This is a genomic window from Lentzea sp. NPDC055074 (assembly GCF_053608005.1).
This window is the reverse complement of record NZ_JBSGUQ010000013.1, coordinates 82,142-96,399: the sequence shown is the minus strand read 5'-3', so window position 1 is coordinate 96,399 and position 14,258 is coordinate 82,142. Positions and strand designations below refer to the sequence as shown.

Here is a 14,258-nt window from a genome sequence, read left to right as displayed (position 1 = left end):
GCCCACAGCCGCACCCTAGGTGCGCGCGATCTCTTGCTGCAACGCGGTCCCCCGGAGGTACCAACGGCGAAACACGGGTAGTTACCCCCTAGGGAGCATGCGGTCACCACTTCAGTCTTGAAGGCTTGGGACACGCCTGCGGGAGGGGGACTCATGGCCGGCGACAGCCTCGGCGTGGAAGTCCGGGAGCAGAACGGCGTGGTCGTCATCCGGTTCAGCGGACGGCTCGACTGGATGACGTACATGCGCGTGCAGGACGTGCTGCTCGACTACGCCACCAAGGAGCTCGTGGGTGTGGTCGTGGAGCTCGACGAGCTGGTCGCGGAATCCCCCGCGCTGCTCGTGGTGTTCGACGTCGTGTGGCTCTCGGCGGCGCGGTGGCCCGGCATCTCGCTGAGCCTCGTCGTCAGTGGTCACGAGCTGCGCTCCACGCTGGAGTCGCGCGGCCTGCCCCGGCACATCCCGATGCACTCGACGACCTCTGCCGCCGTGGCCGCCGTCGTGCGGCACAAGCACGAGGACCGGGTGGACGCGCCGCTGCCGACGTGCCGCTGCCTGCCGCACGTGGCCGAGCGGATCACCGAACGCGCCTGCGAGCGGTGGGGCGTCCAGTCGATGCTCGACGTCGCGCCACAGGTGGCGGTGGAGCTCGTGTCGCACATCGAGGACGACAGCCCGATGGCGCTGCTGCTGCGAATGCGTGGGGACAAGTTGTCCGTTGCCGTGCGCACGACCGCACGCTTCGACCTCAAGCAGTGGCACATCATGCGGCGCAACGTCGCGTCGATCGCCGTCTGCAACTTCACGATGGGCGAGACGCCGGCCGGAGGTGGGCGGCACATCGTGTGGGCCCTGCTCGACGTGCCGGAGGACAGCCGACGGCCCCCGAGCTACCTCCCGGAGGCGGCGGCGTTCACCCACCAGGCTTAACGCTTCCGGGTCGTTCTGGCGAGCCGGTCTACTGGGCGTGCGTCGCGGCGAGGCTCGTGCGGTAGGCCCTGAGAACCTGGCGGTCCGAGGCCGCGTCCACCGCGTCGAGGCACTGGTGCAGCCAGCACCGGTGCAGAGCGCACGTCACCCGTGAGCAGGGGTCGAGGCCCAGTTCCTGGGCCAGGTCCTCGGCGCTGAGAACCGCCGTGAGAGTCGTGTCCTCGGCCTCGGAGGAGGTCACCAGCCGCAGGTGCGCGCGTCGCCTCATGAGGAAGATCCTGCTTCCTCGAGCCGAGCGCGCATACCCGCATTAATACCTGTTCAACCGCCGGCCGCACCGAATTCCAGCCGGCGAAGAACCCCTTCTCACCCGCCCTTCCGCGCCCTACGCTCGGACTCCAACGGCGGCGCAGAGGTGTACTCCATGGCGGATCCTGCGTACTTCCCTCCCCCGCACTCCAGCCGCATCGGTGCGAGCGATGTCGAACAGCTGGAGGCGCAGACCCGGTCGTTGCGTTCGGTGGACTACCGGTACGGCGGAGGGGCGTGCCGTGACGCGGTCGTCGTGCGGATCTACTGGGCCCAGCAGCTGCTGGCCGCCGAAGCGTCGGACGCCGTGCGGGCGCGTCTGCTGTCCGCGGTCGCCGATCTGCACAACCTCGCCGGGTGGACGTCCTTCGACAGCGGCCAGATCGGGGCGGCGTACCACCATTTCGACCGCGCGCTGGATTTCGCCCGTCACGACGAAGATCTGACGACCAACATCGTTTATCGACGTGGGCGCGTGCATCTGCATCACGGCGCACCGGGTGATGCACTGGCTTACTTTCAGAGGGGCGCTTTCGCGCCGTTGGCGGCGAGCATCATGTCGTCGAACGAGGCGTGGGCATACGCCCGTCAAGCCCGTTCCGCTGAGGCGTTGCAGGCGTTGGGGAAGGCGAAGGACTCGTTCGCGCGCGCAGATCTGACGCACGTGCCGGACTGGGCGCAGTTCCACGACGAGACGGACCTGACGGCGATGATCGGCGTGATCCACGCCGAGCTCGGGGACACGCGGGCGGCCGTTCCCGCGTTGCTGTCGGCGGTCGAGAGCTTCGGGCCGGAGATGGCGCGCAGCCGGACGTTCTGCCTCATCTCGCTGGCCTCGTGCCACTTCCACGACGGCGACCTCGACCAGGGCCAGGCGGTGGGGATGCGGGCGGTGAACGCGGCGGAGGAGCTGCGGTCGGAGCGCGTGTGGGACCGGCTGCGGCCGATGGTGCAGACGGCGGCGTCGCGCGGGATCGCCCTGCGCTGACGCGGCCGCGCTGACGGTGCGGGCGCTGATCTTTGCAGAATCCGAACATTCGGCGGACCTCGTTCTGACCGTGGCCCGTCATCGTTCTGTGCCATGAACATTTCGCGAATCGGTGGGCTCGTGCTGGGGATGCTGCTGCTGGGCGCGGGCACCGCGTCGGCACAGGAACCGATCACGATCAGCCCGGAGAAGGTGCAGCAGATCTGCTCGAACCGCGTCCCGCGGGTCGAGGCCAAGGTCAAGGCGCTGACCGACAAGATCAACGGCACCGCGGAGACGCTGGGCTCGAAGAAGTGGATCGAGCAGAAGGCCGCGGACGCCCGCAAGAACGGCAACACGGCGCGCGCGGACGTGCTGGACGCACGGCTGAAGCTGCGCGACGCCCAGCTCGTGAAGCTCGCGAAGTCCGGCGAGCGCGTCGCCAAGTTCAAGTCCGAGCACTGCGGGTCCAAGTGAGGCGGGTCCAGGTGAGGTGGGTCGCCGCCGTCGTTCTGCTGTTCGCGCTGACGGCGTGCCGGGGTGAGGCTCCGGTGTCGGACCTCGATGATGTGGAATCAACGCTGAACAGCATCGAGTCGGATCTCAACCAGCCGGGGTGAACGCGTGGAACGTGGCCTGGTGCTCGTCGTGGAGGACGAACCGGCGATCGCCGAACTGGTGGCGCTGTACCTGCGGCGCGACGGCTTCGGCGTGCACGTGGAGTCCTCGGGGGACGCGGCACTGGCCGCGGTCCGCTCGCTCTCGCCCGTCGCGGTGGTGCTGGACGTCGGCCTGCCCGTGCTGAACGGCATCGAGGTGTGCCGGGCGATGCGGGCGGGCGGCGACTGGACGCCGGTGCTGTTCGTGACGGCCCGCGACGACGAGGTGGACCGCCTGCTCGGCCTGGAGCTGGGCGCCGACGACTACATCACCAAGCCGTTCAGCCCGCGCGAGCTAGCGCTGCGCGTGCGGACGGTGCTGCGTCGGTCCTCTGGCGCCGTGTCGGACGTTCTGCAGGTGGGTTCCGTACGGCTCGATGTGGGCGAACGACGTGCGTTCGCCGGTGATGCAGAGGTCTCGTTGACGTCGACGGAGTTCGGGTTGCTTTCGTACCTGATGAAGAACCCACGGCAAGTGTTCTCGCGTGAGCAGTTGCTGTCCGCCGTGTGGGGTTACTCATCCGTGGCAGGCACACGAACCGTCGATGTCCACGTCGCTCAGCTACGTGCCAAGTTCGGCGCGTCGAGTCCAATTCGGACAGTGCGCGGCGTCGGCTACTCGGCGGACGCGTCGTGAACCTCGCGGGCAGGATCGCGTTGCTGTGTCTGGGAGTCGCGTTCGTGGCCGTGACCGTGGCGGGCTTCGTGTCGATCCGCCTGGTGCTCTCGACGTCGCAACAGGTGAGCCGCGAGTTCCTGCGTTCGCAGGCGGACGTGGTCGCGGGCCAGATCTCGAACAACCGCGTGGAGCAGATCCTGGAGGGCCAGGACATCGCGATCGTCCGGATCACCGCCGATGGCGACGTCACGGGCCCCGACCGCGCGGCAGTTCGGGCGGTGCGCGCCGTCGACTACCGCGCGGTGCTGTCCGGTTCTGCCGTGTCCGGGGTGAGCGGCCGTCTGAACGTGGAGGCCCGTCCGTCGGGGGCGGGCGGCTTCGCCCTGGTCCAGCAGACCGAGACCTCCGGCACCTACCGCAAGCTGATCCGCAACATCATGGTCGCCCTCGGCGTCGGCCTGGGCGTCGCCGTCCTGGCAGGCCTGGCCCTGGGCTCGTTCCTGGCCCGCCCGCTGCGCCGAGTCGCCTCGGTCGCCCACTCGATGAGCACGGGCCGCCGGGACCTGCGCGTCCCGATCTCCGGCACCCACGAACTGGCCGAGGTGAGCCAGGCGGTGAACTCGTTGGCAGACGCCCTGCAACGCAGCGAGGCCCGCCAACGCGACTTCCTGCTCTCCGTCTCCCACGAACTCAGAACCCCGCTGACCGCCGTGACGGGCTTCGCCGAGTCCCTGGCCGACGGCGTCGTCACCGGCACCCAGGTGGCGCCGGTCGGCACCGTGATCCTGGACGAGGCCCGCCGCCTGGACCGCCTGGTCACCGACCTGCTCGACCTCGCCCGCCTGGGCGCCGACGACTTCCGCCTGGACATGGCCGCCCTCTCCCTGGAACCCGTCGTCCGCTCGGCCGCCGAGGTCTGGCACGCCCGCTGCCACGCCCGAGGAGTGCACTTCACGCTGGAGGTCGCGTCCTCACCGGTGGTCTGGGCGGACGCCCGCCGCCTGCGCCAGGTCATCGACGGCCTGATGGAGAACGCCCTGCGCGTCACCCCGGCCGGCCACCCGGTCGTGCTCGCCCTGTCCGGCGTCCTGGAGGTGCGCGACGGCGGGCCCGGCCTGGCCGCCGAGGACTACCCCGTGGCGTTCGACCGCGGGGTGCTGCACGCGCGGTACCAGGAGTCCCGGCCGGTGGGGACCGGCGTGGGGCTCGCGCTGGTGCACGGGCTGGTGACGCGGATGGGCGGGACGATCGTGGCGGGGCCGGCGGCGGAGGGCGGGGCGGCGTTCACCGTGACGCTGCAGCCACCCGCTAACACGATCGGCTGATCTTGCGATCTCCCCACCATGGGGGACACGACCGCTTGGCTGGTGTTGGCCGCAGGTGAGGACCGTTCACGGGCGAGCAACGACGGCTACGACGACTTCCCGTCGTCCCACTACAGCTGGGACAGCAAGGTCCCGAACCACAAGGGTCCGCAGCCGGGCCACGTGATCGTGTTGCGGGACAAGAACCGTCTCCTCGGTGCGTCGGTCATCGAGTCGATCGCGCACGGCAGGAGCCAGAAGGCCACCTACCGCTGTGGGAGGTGCGGCAGCTCCAAGGTCGAACCGCGGGCCACCGTGTCGCCCCCGATCAAGTGCTACAGCAAGGGGTGCGGCGCGGAGTTCGACGAGCTGCCGGCCCTGATGGTCGACGTCGTCACCTACCGCACCAAGCACGACGTGGACTGGATGGACCTCTACGGACGGATGAGCAGCAAGCAGCTCCGTGACCTGGCGCTGCAGCCGACGTCCCAGCACAGCATCCGCCAGCTCGACTACGACCGCTTCCGCGAGGCGATCGGATCGGTCCCCGCGCCGACGACCCTGAGTCGGCTCGACGCGGCGGCGAAGTGCAGGACCGGCGGCCACCGGAAGGCCTACGTGCGGGTGCGCGTCGGCCAGGAGGCGTTCCGCGGTGACCTGCTGACCAGGTACGGCAACGAGTGCGCGTTCAGCGGCAGCGCGCCGCCCGCGGTGTTGGAGGCGGCGCACCTCTACAGCTACGCCGAGTCCGGTGAGCACCACGCCGACGGCGGGTTCCTGATGCGCCGCGACATCCACCGCCTCTTCGACGACGGCCTGCTGGCGGTGCACCCGAACACCCTGCACATCGACGTGCACCCGAGCCTCGCGAGCTACGACGAGTACTCCCGGTTCCACGGCGAGCCGCTGCACGCGACGCCCACCGCCGGTCAGCGCGAGTGGCTGCGCAGGCACTGGGAGCAGGCGCGGCCTACTTCGCCTGGGGCAGCTTGACCTTCTTCTTCGAGCCCGGCGACGACGACGGCGGCGGCACCACGGGCCCGATGTCCCCGTCCGGCGCCTCGTCCAGGTCCACGATCACCGGCGCGTGGTCGCTCGGCCCGGTCCCCTTGCGTGCGTGCCGGTCGATCCACGCCGCCTTGGTCCGCGGCGCGACCGTGCTCGACGCGAGGATCAGGTCGATGCGCATGCCGAGGTCGCGGTGGAACATGCCGGCGCGGTAGTCCCAGTAGCTGAAGATGCGTTCGGTCGGCCAACGGTCGCGCACGACGTCGTGGAACCCCAACGCCTCGATGGCCTGCAATGCGGCGCGTTCTGGTTCGGTGACGTGGGTCTGGCCGATGTACGCCTCGGGGTCGAACAGGTCCGCGTCTGCCGGCGCGATGTTGATGTCGCCGCACACCAGCGCGTCCTCGGGGCCCGCTTCCAGCACGTCACGCAGGGCGGCCAGCCACTCCAGCTTGTACTTGTAGTGGTCGGACTCCGGCTCACGGCCGTTGGGCACGTACAGCGAATGGACTCGCACGCCTCCGCACGTTGCGGCTACGGCGCGGGCCTCTACGTGCGGAAAGCCCGGTGCGCCGGCTACGCCCACTGCGACGTCTTCCAGGCCCACGCGGGAGAGGAGGGCTACGCCGTTCCACTGCGTTTCGCCGAACAACGCGAACTCGTAGCCGCGTTCCTTCAGCGCGTCGCCCAGCAGTGTGGTGAAGGCGTCGTCGGCCAGCTTGGTCTCCTGCAGGCACACGACGTCCGGCTGCCGTTGGTCGAGCCACGGCAGCAGGCGGGGCACGCGTTGCTTGACGGAGTTCACGTTCCAGGTCGCCACTCGCACGTGCCCCACGGTAGTCATCCGGGCTAGAGGCCGCATCGAGCTAGACGCTGTCCTGCGAGTTCGTCAGGTGAGAGACGCGGGTGAGAGTCCCGGAAGCGGTGCCGCCGCGATGACCTCATACCGGGCGTGTTCGGGCATTGCGGCGGTGCCGTTTCCGGGGCCCTCGGCCGCCGCTCTCGCCCGACGAGACTTGCAGGACAGCGTCTAGACGCGCACGGGTGAGCGCAGACCTCGTGCGGCCACCCACGCGACGATGGGCATCACTACGAGAGACAGCAGTCCCCACTGGAGGTTCGTGACGCCCGCAACGGCGCCGACCACCGGTGAGCCGAGACCGCCGACGCTGACGGCCAGGCCGAGCGTCACACCGCTGGCGGTGCCGAGGCGGTTGGGCAGGTAGTCCTGGCCGAGGGTGACGTGCAGCGAGAACGGGACGTAGAGCGCTACGGCCGTGAGGGCCACCATCACGTACACGGCCGGACCGGGCACCAACGCGACTCCGGCGACCGCGGGCACCGCGACCGCATAGGACACCCGCAGCACGCGGACGCGCCCGAACCGCCCGGCCAGCACACCGCCGAGCAACGTGCTCGCGGCACCCGCTCCGAACAGCACGACGAGCGCCGCGGCCCCCGACGCCGGACCGCCGCCAACGCGCGAGGTCACCCAGATCGCGAGGAACGTGCCGAGCCCGAACGTCACCATCGACCGCGCGACGATCACCACCGTCAGCCGGCTGAACTGGCCCCAGTCGTCACGGCCCGCCGACGCCGTGACCGACGCCGCGGAGCCCTGCACCCCGCGCAGCGCCACCATCGTGAACGTACCTCCCACCAGCGCGGGAACGGCGAGCAGCGGACTCCACGCGAGCCCGCCGAACGCCAGCACCGGCGTGACGAGCACCGGGCCGAGCGCGAACCCGATGTTGCCGCCGACCGAGAACCAGCTCATGCCGACGTGGCTGTCCTGCGCGACGCGACGGGCGAGCCGCGCGGCCTCGGGGTGGTACGCGGCGACGCCCAGGCCGGACAACGCGATCGCGAGCCACGTCAGCAGGTACGAGTCGCTCAGCCCGGACAACCCGATGCCCACCCCCGCCAGCGTCATGCCGAGAGGCACCAGCCACGGCAGGGGGCGCCGGTCGGTCAGGATCCCGAACAGCGGCTGCACGACCGACGAGAGCACCGTCGCGGCGACCGTGATGCCGGCCGCCGCGAGGTAGCTGTACCCGCGTTCCAGGACGAGGAACGGCACGACGGCCGGCACTGCGCCCTGATAGAGGTCGTCGACCACGTGCCCGGCGACCAGGACCGACATGCGCCGGCGAGAGTTGTCCACACCTCGATCGTGGCCCCGCCCACGCGTTCGCGATTCCGATATTCTGCCGATGTATGTCGAATTCTCGCCATCTGCCGGCGGCACCGACCACGAGCCGCGACCTGGCGGCCGCCAGTGGTGTCACCGCGCATTGGCACGACGAGCACCAGATCGTCTACGCCAGCCGCGGCGTCGTGGCCGTGCACACGGAGACGTCACGCTGGATCGCGCCCGCGCACCGTGCGTTGTGGATCCCGTCCGGCGCCGTGCACTCGCACCGCGCGTATGGCGTCACACGGCTGCATTTCCTCGGCCTGACGCAGAACCCGTTGAAGCTCCACGAACCGACGGCGCTGGCCGTCTCCCCTCTGCTGCGTGAGCTGCTGATCACCTACACAGAGCTCACCGACCGAGAAACCCCTGCGGGCAAACGAATGCGCTCGGTGCTGCTCGACCAGCTCGCCACCGCGTCCGAACAACCGGTGCGCGTCCCCACCGCCCACGACCCCAGGCTCGCGGCGGTCTGCGCGGCACTCGAGACCGACCCCTCGGACACTCGCGGTCTCGAAGCCCTCGGCCGCGCGGCCGGCGCGAGCGGCAGAACGCTGACCAGGCTGTTCCGCGACGAGATGAGCATGACGTTCCCCCAGTGGCGCACGCAGCTGCGGCTCTACCACGCACTGCGCCTGCTCGCCGAGGGCCAGCCCGTCACCGCCGTCGCACTGCGGTGCGGGTTCGCCACCGCGAGCGCGTTCATCGACGTCTTCCGCCGCTCCCTCGGCCACACCCCGGGTTCGTACCTCTAGAGCACCGAGAACACCTCCTCGGCACGGTCCCGCTTCACGGTCATCTGCCACGCGACCTCAGCGATGTCGTCCGGGTTCAGCAGCATCTCGGAGAGGCCGCCGAACTCCTCGGGGTTCGCGTCCACCACCTTGTGGATGTCGCTGCGTTCGACGACGCCGCCGATCGTGAGCGTCCCGACGTAAACGCCCTTCTCGGCGAGCGCCGCGTTGAGCGTCAGGGCGTAGTTGCGCACAGCCGCCGAGGACAGCGTGAGCGCGCCGAGCACCGGCATCGGCCGCACCGCGCTCAGCCCGCCCGCGAACAGCAGCGCACCGCCGCGTTCGACCACGCCGGGCAGCACCCGCTGGGTGACGTCGATCGCCGGGTAGACCGAGTCCATGGCGGCCCGCACCTCGTCGGACGTGGTCACCGTGATCTCGGGAGGCAGCACGTTGAGGTCGGTCGCGGCCGGCCCGTAGTACAGGACGTCCACCGGCCCGAGGGAGTCCAAAGTGGACGCCAACTGCTCGCGGTCGAGCACGTCCGCGGCGAACGCCCGCGCCTTCACCCCGGCGTCGGCGAGCGACGCGAGGAACCCCGCGTGCCGCTCGCTGCGTCGTGAGATCAGCACGACGTCGTAGCCCTCACGCCCGAACCGGTGCGCGATGGACATGCCCAGCCCGGGACCGGCCCCGAGCACGACTGCGGTGGGAGACATGGGTTCCGTCCTTCCGAACGCTAATTCGAGGCAACCCTCGACTTACGCGGCCGACGCTACCACAGAACTTGAGGGCACCCTCGACTTAGCCGCCGAGTAGGATCCGCCCATGGTCACCGCGTCGAGGCCCCTGCGTGCGGACGCGGCACGCAACCGGGAGAAACTGCTGGCAGCGGCCGCCTCGCTGTTCGCGGAACGCGGCCTGGAAGTCCCGATGGAACACATCGCGCGCCACGCGGAAGTCAGCATCGGCACGCTCTACAAGCACTTCCCGACCCGTGAGGACTTCTTCACGGCGATCTTCCCCGAGCGCCTCGCCACCCTGGACGTCATCGGCGAGAAGGCACTGGCCGACGACGACCCGTGGCGCGCGTTCACCGTCTACCTCAACGACTTGTACGCGCTGCAGGCCGAGGACCGGGGCCTCAACGACATCCTGGCCAGGGACCTGACGGACGCGCCCGAAGTGCGCAGCGCGTGCCACCGCAGCGCCGGCCACGCGGGAGTCCTGGTCGACCGAGCCCTGGCCGCGGGCGTGCTGCGCGCCGACTACTCGATGACGGACCTGGCCACCCTGACGATGGCGATGGCCCAGGTGATCCGGGACTCGCCTGGCGAGTGGCAGCGGTTCCTGTCGCTCTACCTCGAAGGCGTGCACGCCTAGAACGGAGGTGGGGCCCCGGACATGTCCAGTCCGGGGCCCCGCTTGTCCGCCCAATTGCGCACACCAGCGACGTTTAAGAGTCGGATCAGTCCTTAGGTCGCCGCGCTCTTCCGTTGAGCTACGGCCGCATGAGCAGAGCGGCCAGCAGGATTCGAACCTGCACCTCGGCGAGTCTTGTCCGGTCTCGGGTGATCTGGCGTTCGGCGGTGATGCTGAAGCTGGAGCGAGAGTCTGATCTTGATCTCGGCTGCCTCTGCCATTTGGGCTATCCCGGCCTGGTGGTGCCGGGAGAGGGAATCGAACCCCCACTTGTGACCGAGTGGTTCAGGCTGACGTTCAGTTTCAGCTTTCGCGCTCCCGGCACGGGAACGCTTCCCCCGCGCTCCAGCGGGGGAGTCTGTGGACGCTACCGGAACAGGTAGTCGAAAACGACGTCACCGACGCGCTGGTCGGTGATCTCCATGTTGTTGGCTTCCTCGCGGGCGAACTTCACCGCGTGCTGCAGCTTCTCCACCCGGTCGACGAGCTCGTTGACCCGCCGCGCGGGCAGCGCGCCGGAGAACTTCACCGTGGTCCAGTACCCCACCGGGATGTCCTCGTAGTACACCTCGACCTGCGCCGGGTGCTTCTCCGTCGCCTCGGCCTTGACGTGGTTGCGCGGCACCTTCTTGGTGCGGATGGTCCGAACCTGCTCGGTGCGCCAGTAGTCAGCGGACTCGTCGAAGTTCCAGTCCTCGGCGGCGTCCAGCAACGGCAGCTTCTTCACAAACGTGTGCAGGTCGGTCAGCTGCTTCTCGAGGAACAGCAGGTACGACACGGGCACGTCGCGCAGCACCGTCTGCCCGTCGACCACGACGTCGGCCTTGGCGACGCAGTTGGCCCAGTCCTTGGTCGCCGTGACGTCGAAGAGCCGTGCCATCACGGTCGCGGTCCGCCGCAGCACGTCCTCGGCCTTGACCTGGACGCGCGTGGACTCCGGCGGCAACACCTCGCCGTCCTCGTCCTTCGGCTGGTACGTCCGGGAGATACCGGCCAGCAGCGCGGGCTTCTGCAGCCCGTGGTGCGCGTCGGTGAGGTCCCGAAGCGTGCCTCCCTTGACACTCTTCTCCACCGCGATGATCTGGTTCAGCTTCGTCATGCCGCACCCCCCTTTTTCGTCCCGCGCACAGTACGCAGAGGACAGGTGTGCTCGCATGCGATTTGAGCGGAGAGGGATCGCGGTTCCGGCTCGCCGAGCCGGGCGGAGCGGTCCACACACCGAGTGACTTGGTGGGGCAGGTCGGATTCGAACCGACAACCTGACAGATTATGAGTGTCCAAGGCCACACCGCACAGACCTGCCGCCTGCGGCAATGGCCGACTCACGGCACAGCAAGTGTCGCGCCAGGGGCTACAACTGAGCCCTCTTCATGGACATCCTCATGGACAGTCACGTCCACATTGGACCTAGGTCCATGAGTGGCACTGTCGCACGTCTTGATCTTTAGCACCCTGCCCAAATAAGCGCCACCACTAACAGCCATCACCGCGTTGCAGGCACCTCGGGATTCGTTGCCGCAGCCTTGTCGAGTGACTCGTACACCCAACACGCATACACACAACCAGCCTATGCAGATCGGAAGCCACCTGACTCAGGTTATCAAAGCACCCAGCTTAGCTCGGTAACATTCTTTGATATTTCGGCGATACCCAGTCAACAGTAGGTCAACTGCCCGAGGGACGCCGATGCACGGTTACGATTTCACCTCGCTCTCGCCGTACGATTTTGAGATCCTCATGCGCGACCTTCTCAAAGTAGAGCATCAAGTTCATTTCGAGACATTCTCGCGAGGGCCCGACGGCGGAATAGACCTACGCTCCATCGTAGATGGCTACAAGATAATCGTGCAGTGCAAGCATTACGCCAGTTCAACCTTTTCCAATCTCAAGACAGCCGCAAAAAAGGAGGCAGAGAAGATGGAGGCGGAGAACCCTGACGTCTACATCTTCGCTACTACCCAAGAGTTGAGCAGGGGCCAAAGAGACGAACTATTCGGAATTTTGGGAGGTTTAATAGAGAGTCCATCGGATATCATAGGAAGAGCCGATGTCAACGAGCTTCTAAGCAGGCACCCCAACGTCGAGAAGAATCACTTCAAGCTATGGCTTGCATCCAGTTCCGTCTTGGAACGGATCGTGCAAAGTGGCATCTGGGAGCGTTCAGAAGCTCTGATGGAGAGCATTCAGTCCCGAGTCCGCTTGTATGTGACGAACGCAAGCTACACCAGAGCGAGTGAAGTGCTGTCTACCCAAAGGGTGGTGGCCATCACAGGACCTCCGGGCGTCGGGAAAAGCATGCTGGCAGAGATGCTTATGTTGACACATTTCGAGGAAGACTGGCAAGTCATAACCATCAACTCCGACATTGACGAAGGTTGGGATACTTGGAAAAAGGAGACACGCCAGATCTTCTATTACGACGACTTTCTAGGCCAAACCGACCTAAGTGAACGTTCAGGCAAAAAGAACGAATCAACTAGCCTAGTCAAGTTCATTGATCGCGTTGCAGCAACTCCCGACAAGCGGCTAGTCCTGACGACGCGCTCGCATATCCTTGGACAAGCCCAGATCCGAAATGAGCCACTCGCCCGTTCAGGAATAAGTTCATTGCAATGCGTGGTTGAAATCAAAGACTTTGACTACACGCAGCGATCCTACGTCCTATATAACCATCTGTACTTCTCCAACCAAGACAGAAACGTAGTACGTGAGCTAGCGAATGACCGTGAAGCAGTTTGGGCGCTAGTGCGCCACGCGAACTTCACTCCGAGAACCGTGGAACAAATACTTCGCCGAACTCATCCATCCGGAAATAGTCTAGCGAAAGCGTTGCAAGATGCCTTTCACAGGCCAATCGATCTTTGGGCTCCCAGTTTCGAGAACACTCTCTCCGAGACCGCGCGCATCGTCCTTCTTACACTCGTTACTTTTCCAATCGGCGGCGCAGGAGTTGCCGAGCTACGACAGATAGCCTCCAGAGAAGCCAGTCCAATCGGCTACACACAGGCTCTCCGAGTCCTGGAAGGCGACTGGATAAAGATTGAGAAATCTTACAGAGCAGGCCCGAACAGTCAGGTCGTTCGTTTTGCCAATCCGAGTTGCCGCGACTTTATTCTGTCGTACATAGACATCAACCCAGAGTATGTGGCGACACTGCTCGACCACGAACTGGACATATCGAATATCTGCACACTACTCACATACTCAGCCGCGCAATCAACCGAATCTCCCGCACGGAAGTTTACCGGCTTGGGCAATTACGTTCGCCACAACGCGGAATCCATACGGGAGGCTGTAGCCAACAGGTTCTCACCCCTCCTCGCAGAAGCAACGCAAGGGGAATTCCTTCGCATTGAGCGGACGATCGCCAGCCTGATCGAGGTCAATAGAGAGCTAAAGCTTGGATGGCAAGACTGGCTATTCGAATTGATCTCAACATTAGGCCGAAACGGTGGCAGGCGGTACTCGTCAGTTTTTAGCGGAGTCCATGCGATCGTCGAATTGTTGCACGAGAACTCGGTTGGGCATAATCCAGATAGCCTTGAACGAGCCGTTTACGAGTTTTGGGTAGATGCATGGATTGAAGCTGTCGTCGATGACGATGGCTGGCGCGTGATCTGCGACTTCGGTCAAGACTTCAAATACAGCTACATCGTCATTTCATGTGATCTCGATGACCGACTCGAACAAGCCGCCCAAGACTGGTACCAAAGGGAGCTTGACGATATCGCAGACAGCAGCGACGAAGAAGTCTTCAACTCCAGTGATCGCGTCGAAACCATCAGAGAGGTCAGCGACTATCTAGGAATTGCCGAATACCTAGAGCCTACTTTCGACCAAATCGAAGCAAGGATTGAATCGATCGAGAACTACGTCCCGGAGCCTCACGAGGTTGATCACAGGCCGCGGGAAGCAGAAGGCGCGTTCGAAAGAGAAGAGTTTTTTCACATTGATGAAGAGGAAGGTCATGAGCAACCGCGTTGGTCACCGCCACCCAGCGAAGACGAACTGAAGGAAAGAGCTTTAGAGATCTTCACCGACCTTCAGTAGACGAATAGCTTTCCATCATGAACACTATCTCAAATACTGGGTTTGAATCTCCAAAATCAAAT

At 65.9% G+C, this 14,258-nt stretch carries 14 protein-coding genes; 9 read left to right on the top strand and 5 right to left on the bottom strand.

The features are described 5' to 3' along the window. The first annotated feature begins 153 nt into the window (after positions 1 to 153). Entirely contained in the window at positions 154 to 930 is a 777-nt protein-coding gene (locus tag ACWF7A_RS27265) for a hypothetical protein (RefSeq protein ID WP_452253335.1), read from the top strand. 28 nt (positions 931 to 958) lie between these two features. Here ACWF7A_RS27265 and ACWF7A_RS27260 read toward each other — a convergent pair whose 3' ends face one another. Beyond that, positions 959 to 1,198, bottom strand: coding sequence for a hypothetical protein (locus ACWF7A_RS27260; RefSeq protein WP_452253334.1), 240 nt, complete (start codon positions 1,196 to 1,198; stop codon positions 959 to 961). Between the two features lie 156 nt (positions 1,199 to 1,354). On the opposite strand from ACWF7A_RS27260, the gene ACWF7A_RS27255 reads away from it, so the two are divergent. From ACWF7A_RS27255 to ACWF7A_RS27235, 5 genes are all read left to right on the top strand, one after another. Then, positions 1,355 to 2,227 (top strand): hypothetical protein, encoded by an 873-nt coding sequence (locus ACWF7A_RS27255; RefSeq protein ID WP_452253333.1) that lies wholly within the window; start codon positions 1,355 to 1,357, stop codon positions 2,225 to 2,227. Between the two features lie 93 nt (positions 2,228 to 2,320). Continuing rightward, positions 2,321 to 2,683 carry a hypothetical protein gene (locus tag ACWF7A_RS27250; protein ID WP_452253332.1) on the top strand — a complete coding sequence of 121 codons (363 nt, stop codon included), beginning with the start codon at positions 2,321 to 2,323 and terminating at the stop codon, positions 2,681 to 2,683. A gap of 147 nt (positions 2,684 to 2,830) precedes the next feature. After that, complete coding sequence (locus ACWF7A_RS27245) at positions 2,831 to 3,502, top strand: response regulator transcription factor (protein ID WP_452253331.1); 672 nt, start codon at positions 2,831 to 2,833, stop codon at positions 3,500 to 3,502. Then, positions 3,499 to 4,809, top strand: a complete 1,311-nt coding sequence (locus tag ACWF7A_RS27240; protein ID WP_452253330.1) for a HAMP domain-containing sensor histidine kinase — start codon at positions 3,499 to 3,501, stop codon at positions 4,807 to 4,809. The genes ACWF7A_RS27245 and ACWF7A_RS27240 overlap by 4 nt, the downstream gene beginning before the upstream one ends. 18 nt (positions 4,810 to 4,827) lie before the next feature. Next, complete coding sequence (locus ACWF7A_RS27235; RefSeq protein WP_452253329.1) at positions 4,828 to 5,781, top strand: HNH endonuclease; 954 nt, start codon at positions 4,828 to 4,830, stop codon at positions 5,779 to 5,781. Here the strand turns inward: ACWF7A_RS27235 and ACWF7A_RS27230 are convergent. Beyond that, a complete protein-coding gene (locus ACWF7A_RS27230) occupies positions 5,759 to 6,631 on the bottom strand; it encodes an exodeoxyribonuclease III (RefSeq protein WP_452253328.1) in 873 nt (290 codons plus the stop codon). The genes ACWF7A_RS27235 and ACWF7A_RS27230 overlap by 23 nt on opposite strands. Before the next feature lie 195 nt (positions 6,632 to 6,826). Then, positions 6,827 to 7,960, bottom strand: coding sequence for an MFS transporter (locus ACWF7A_RS27225; RefSeq protein ID WP_452253327.1), 1,134 nt, complete (start codon positions 7,958 to 7,960; stop codon positions 6,827 to 6,829). A gap of 53 nt (positions 7,961 to 8,013) precedes the next feature. Here ACWF7A_RS27225 and ACWF7A_RS27220 point away from each other — a divergent pair, with 53 nt between their 5' ends. Then, positions 8,014 to 8,745, top strand: a complete 732-nt coding sequence (locus tag ACWF7A_RS27220; RefSeq protein ID WP_452253326.1) for an AraC family transcriptional regulator — start codon at positions 8,014 to 8,016, stop codon at positions 8,743 to 8,745. On the opposite strand, the gene ACWF7A_RS27215 is transcribed toward ACWF7A_RS27220, so the two are convergent. Then, a complete protein-coding gene (locus ACWF7A_RS27215; RefSeq protein ID WP_452253325.1) occupies positions 8,742 to 9,443 on the bottom strand; it encodes an SDR family NAD(P)-dependent oxidoreductase in 702 nt (233 codons plus the stop codon). The two genes, ACWF7A_RS27220 and ACWF7A_RS27215, sit on opposite strands and share 4 nt — an antisense overlap. 109 nt (positions 9,444 to 9,552) lie before the next feature. Between ACWF7A_RS27215 and ACWF7A_RS27210 the strand changes: the two genes are divergently transcribed. Further along, positions 9,553 to 10,107: a TetR/AcrR family transcriptional regulator gene (locus ACWF7A_RS27210; protein ID WP_452253324.1), complete on the top strand. Its 555-nt coding sequence runs from the start codon at positions 9,553 to 9,555 to the stop codon at positions 10,105 to 10,107. Between the two features lie 406 nt (positions 10,108 to 10,513). Here ACWF7A_RS27210 and ACWF7A_RS27205 read toward each other — a convergent pair whose 3' ends face one another. Next, the gene (locus ACWF7A_RS27205; protein ID WP_189159937.1) at positions 10,514 to 11,245 is read right to left on the bottom strand and encodes a DUF7873 family protein; all 732 of its coding nucleotides are present in this window, start codon (positions 11,243 to 11,245) and stop codon (positions 10,514 to 10,516) included. Between the two features lie 587 nt (positions 11,246 to 11,832). On the opposite strand from ACWF7A_RS27205, the gene ACWF7A_RS27200 reads away from it, so the two are divergent. Further along, on the top strand, positions 11,833 to 14,196 hold the full coding sequence (locus tag ACWF7A_RS27200; protein WP_452253323.1) for an nSTAND3 domain-containing NTPase: 2,364 nt from the start codon (positions 11,833 to 11,835) through the stop codon (positions 14,194 to 14,196). Positions 14,197 to 14,258 lie beyond the last annotated feature (62 nt).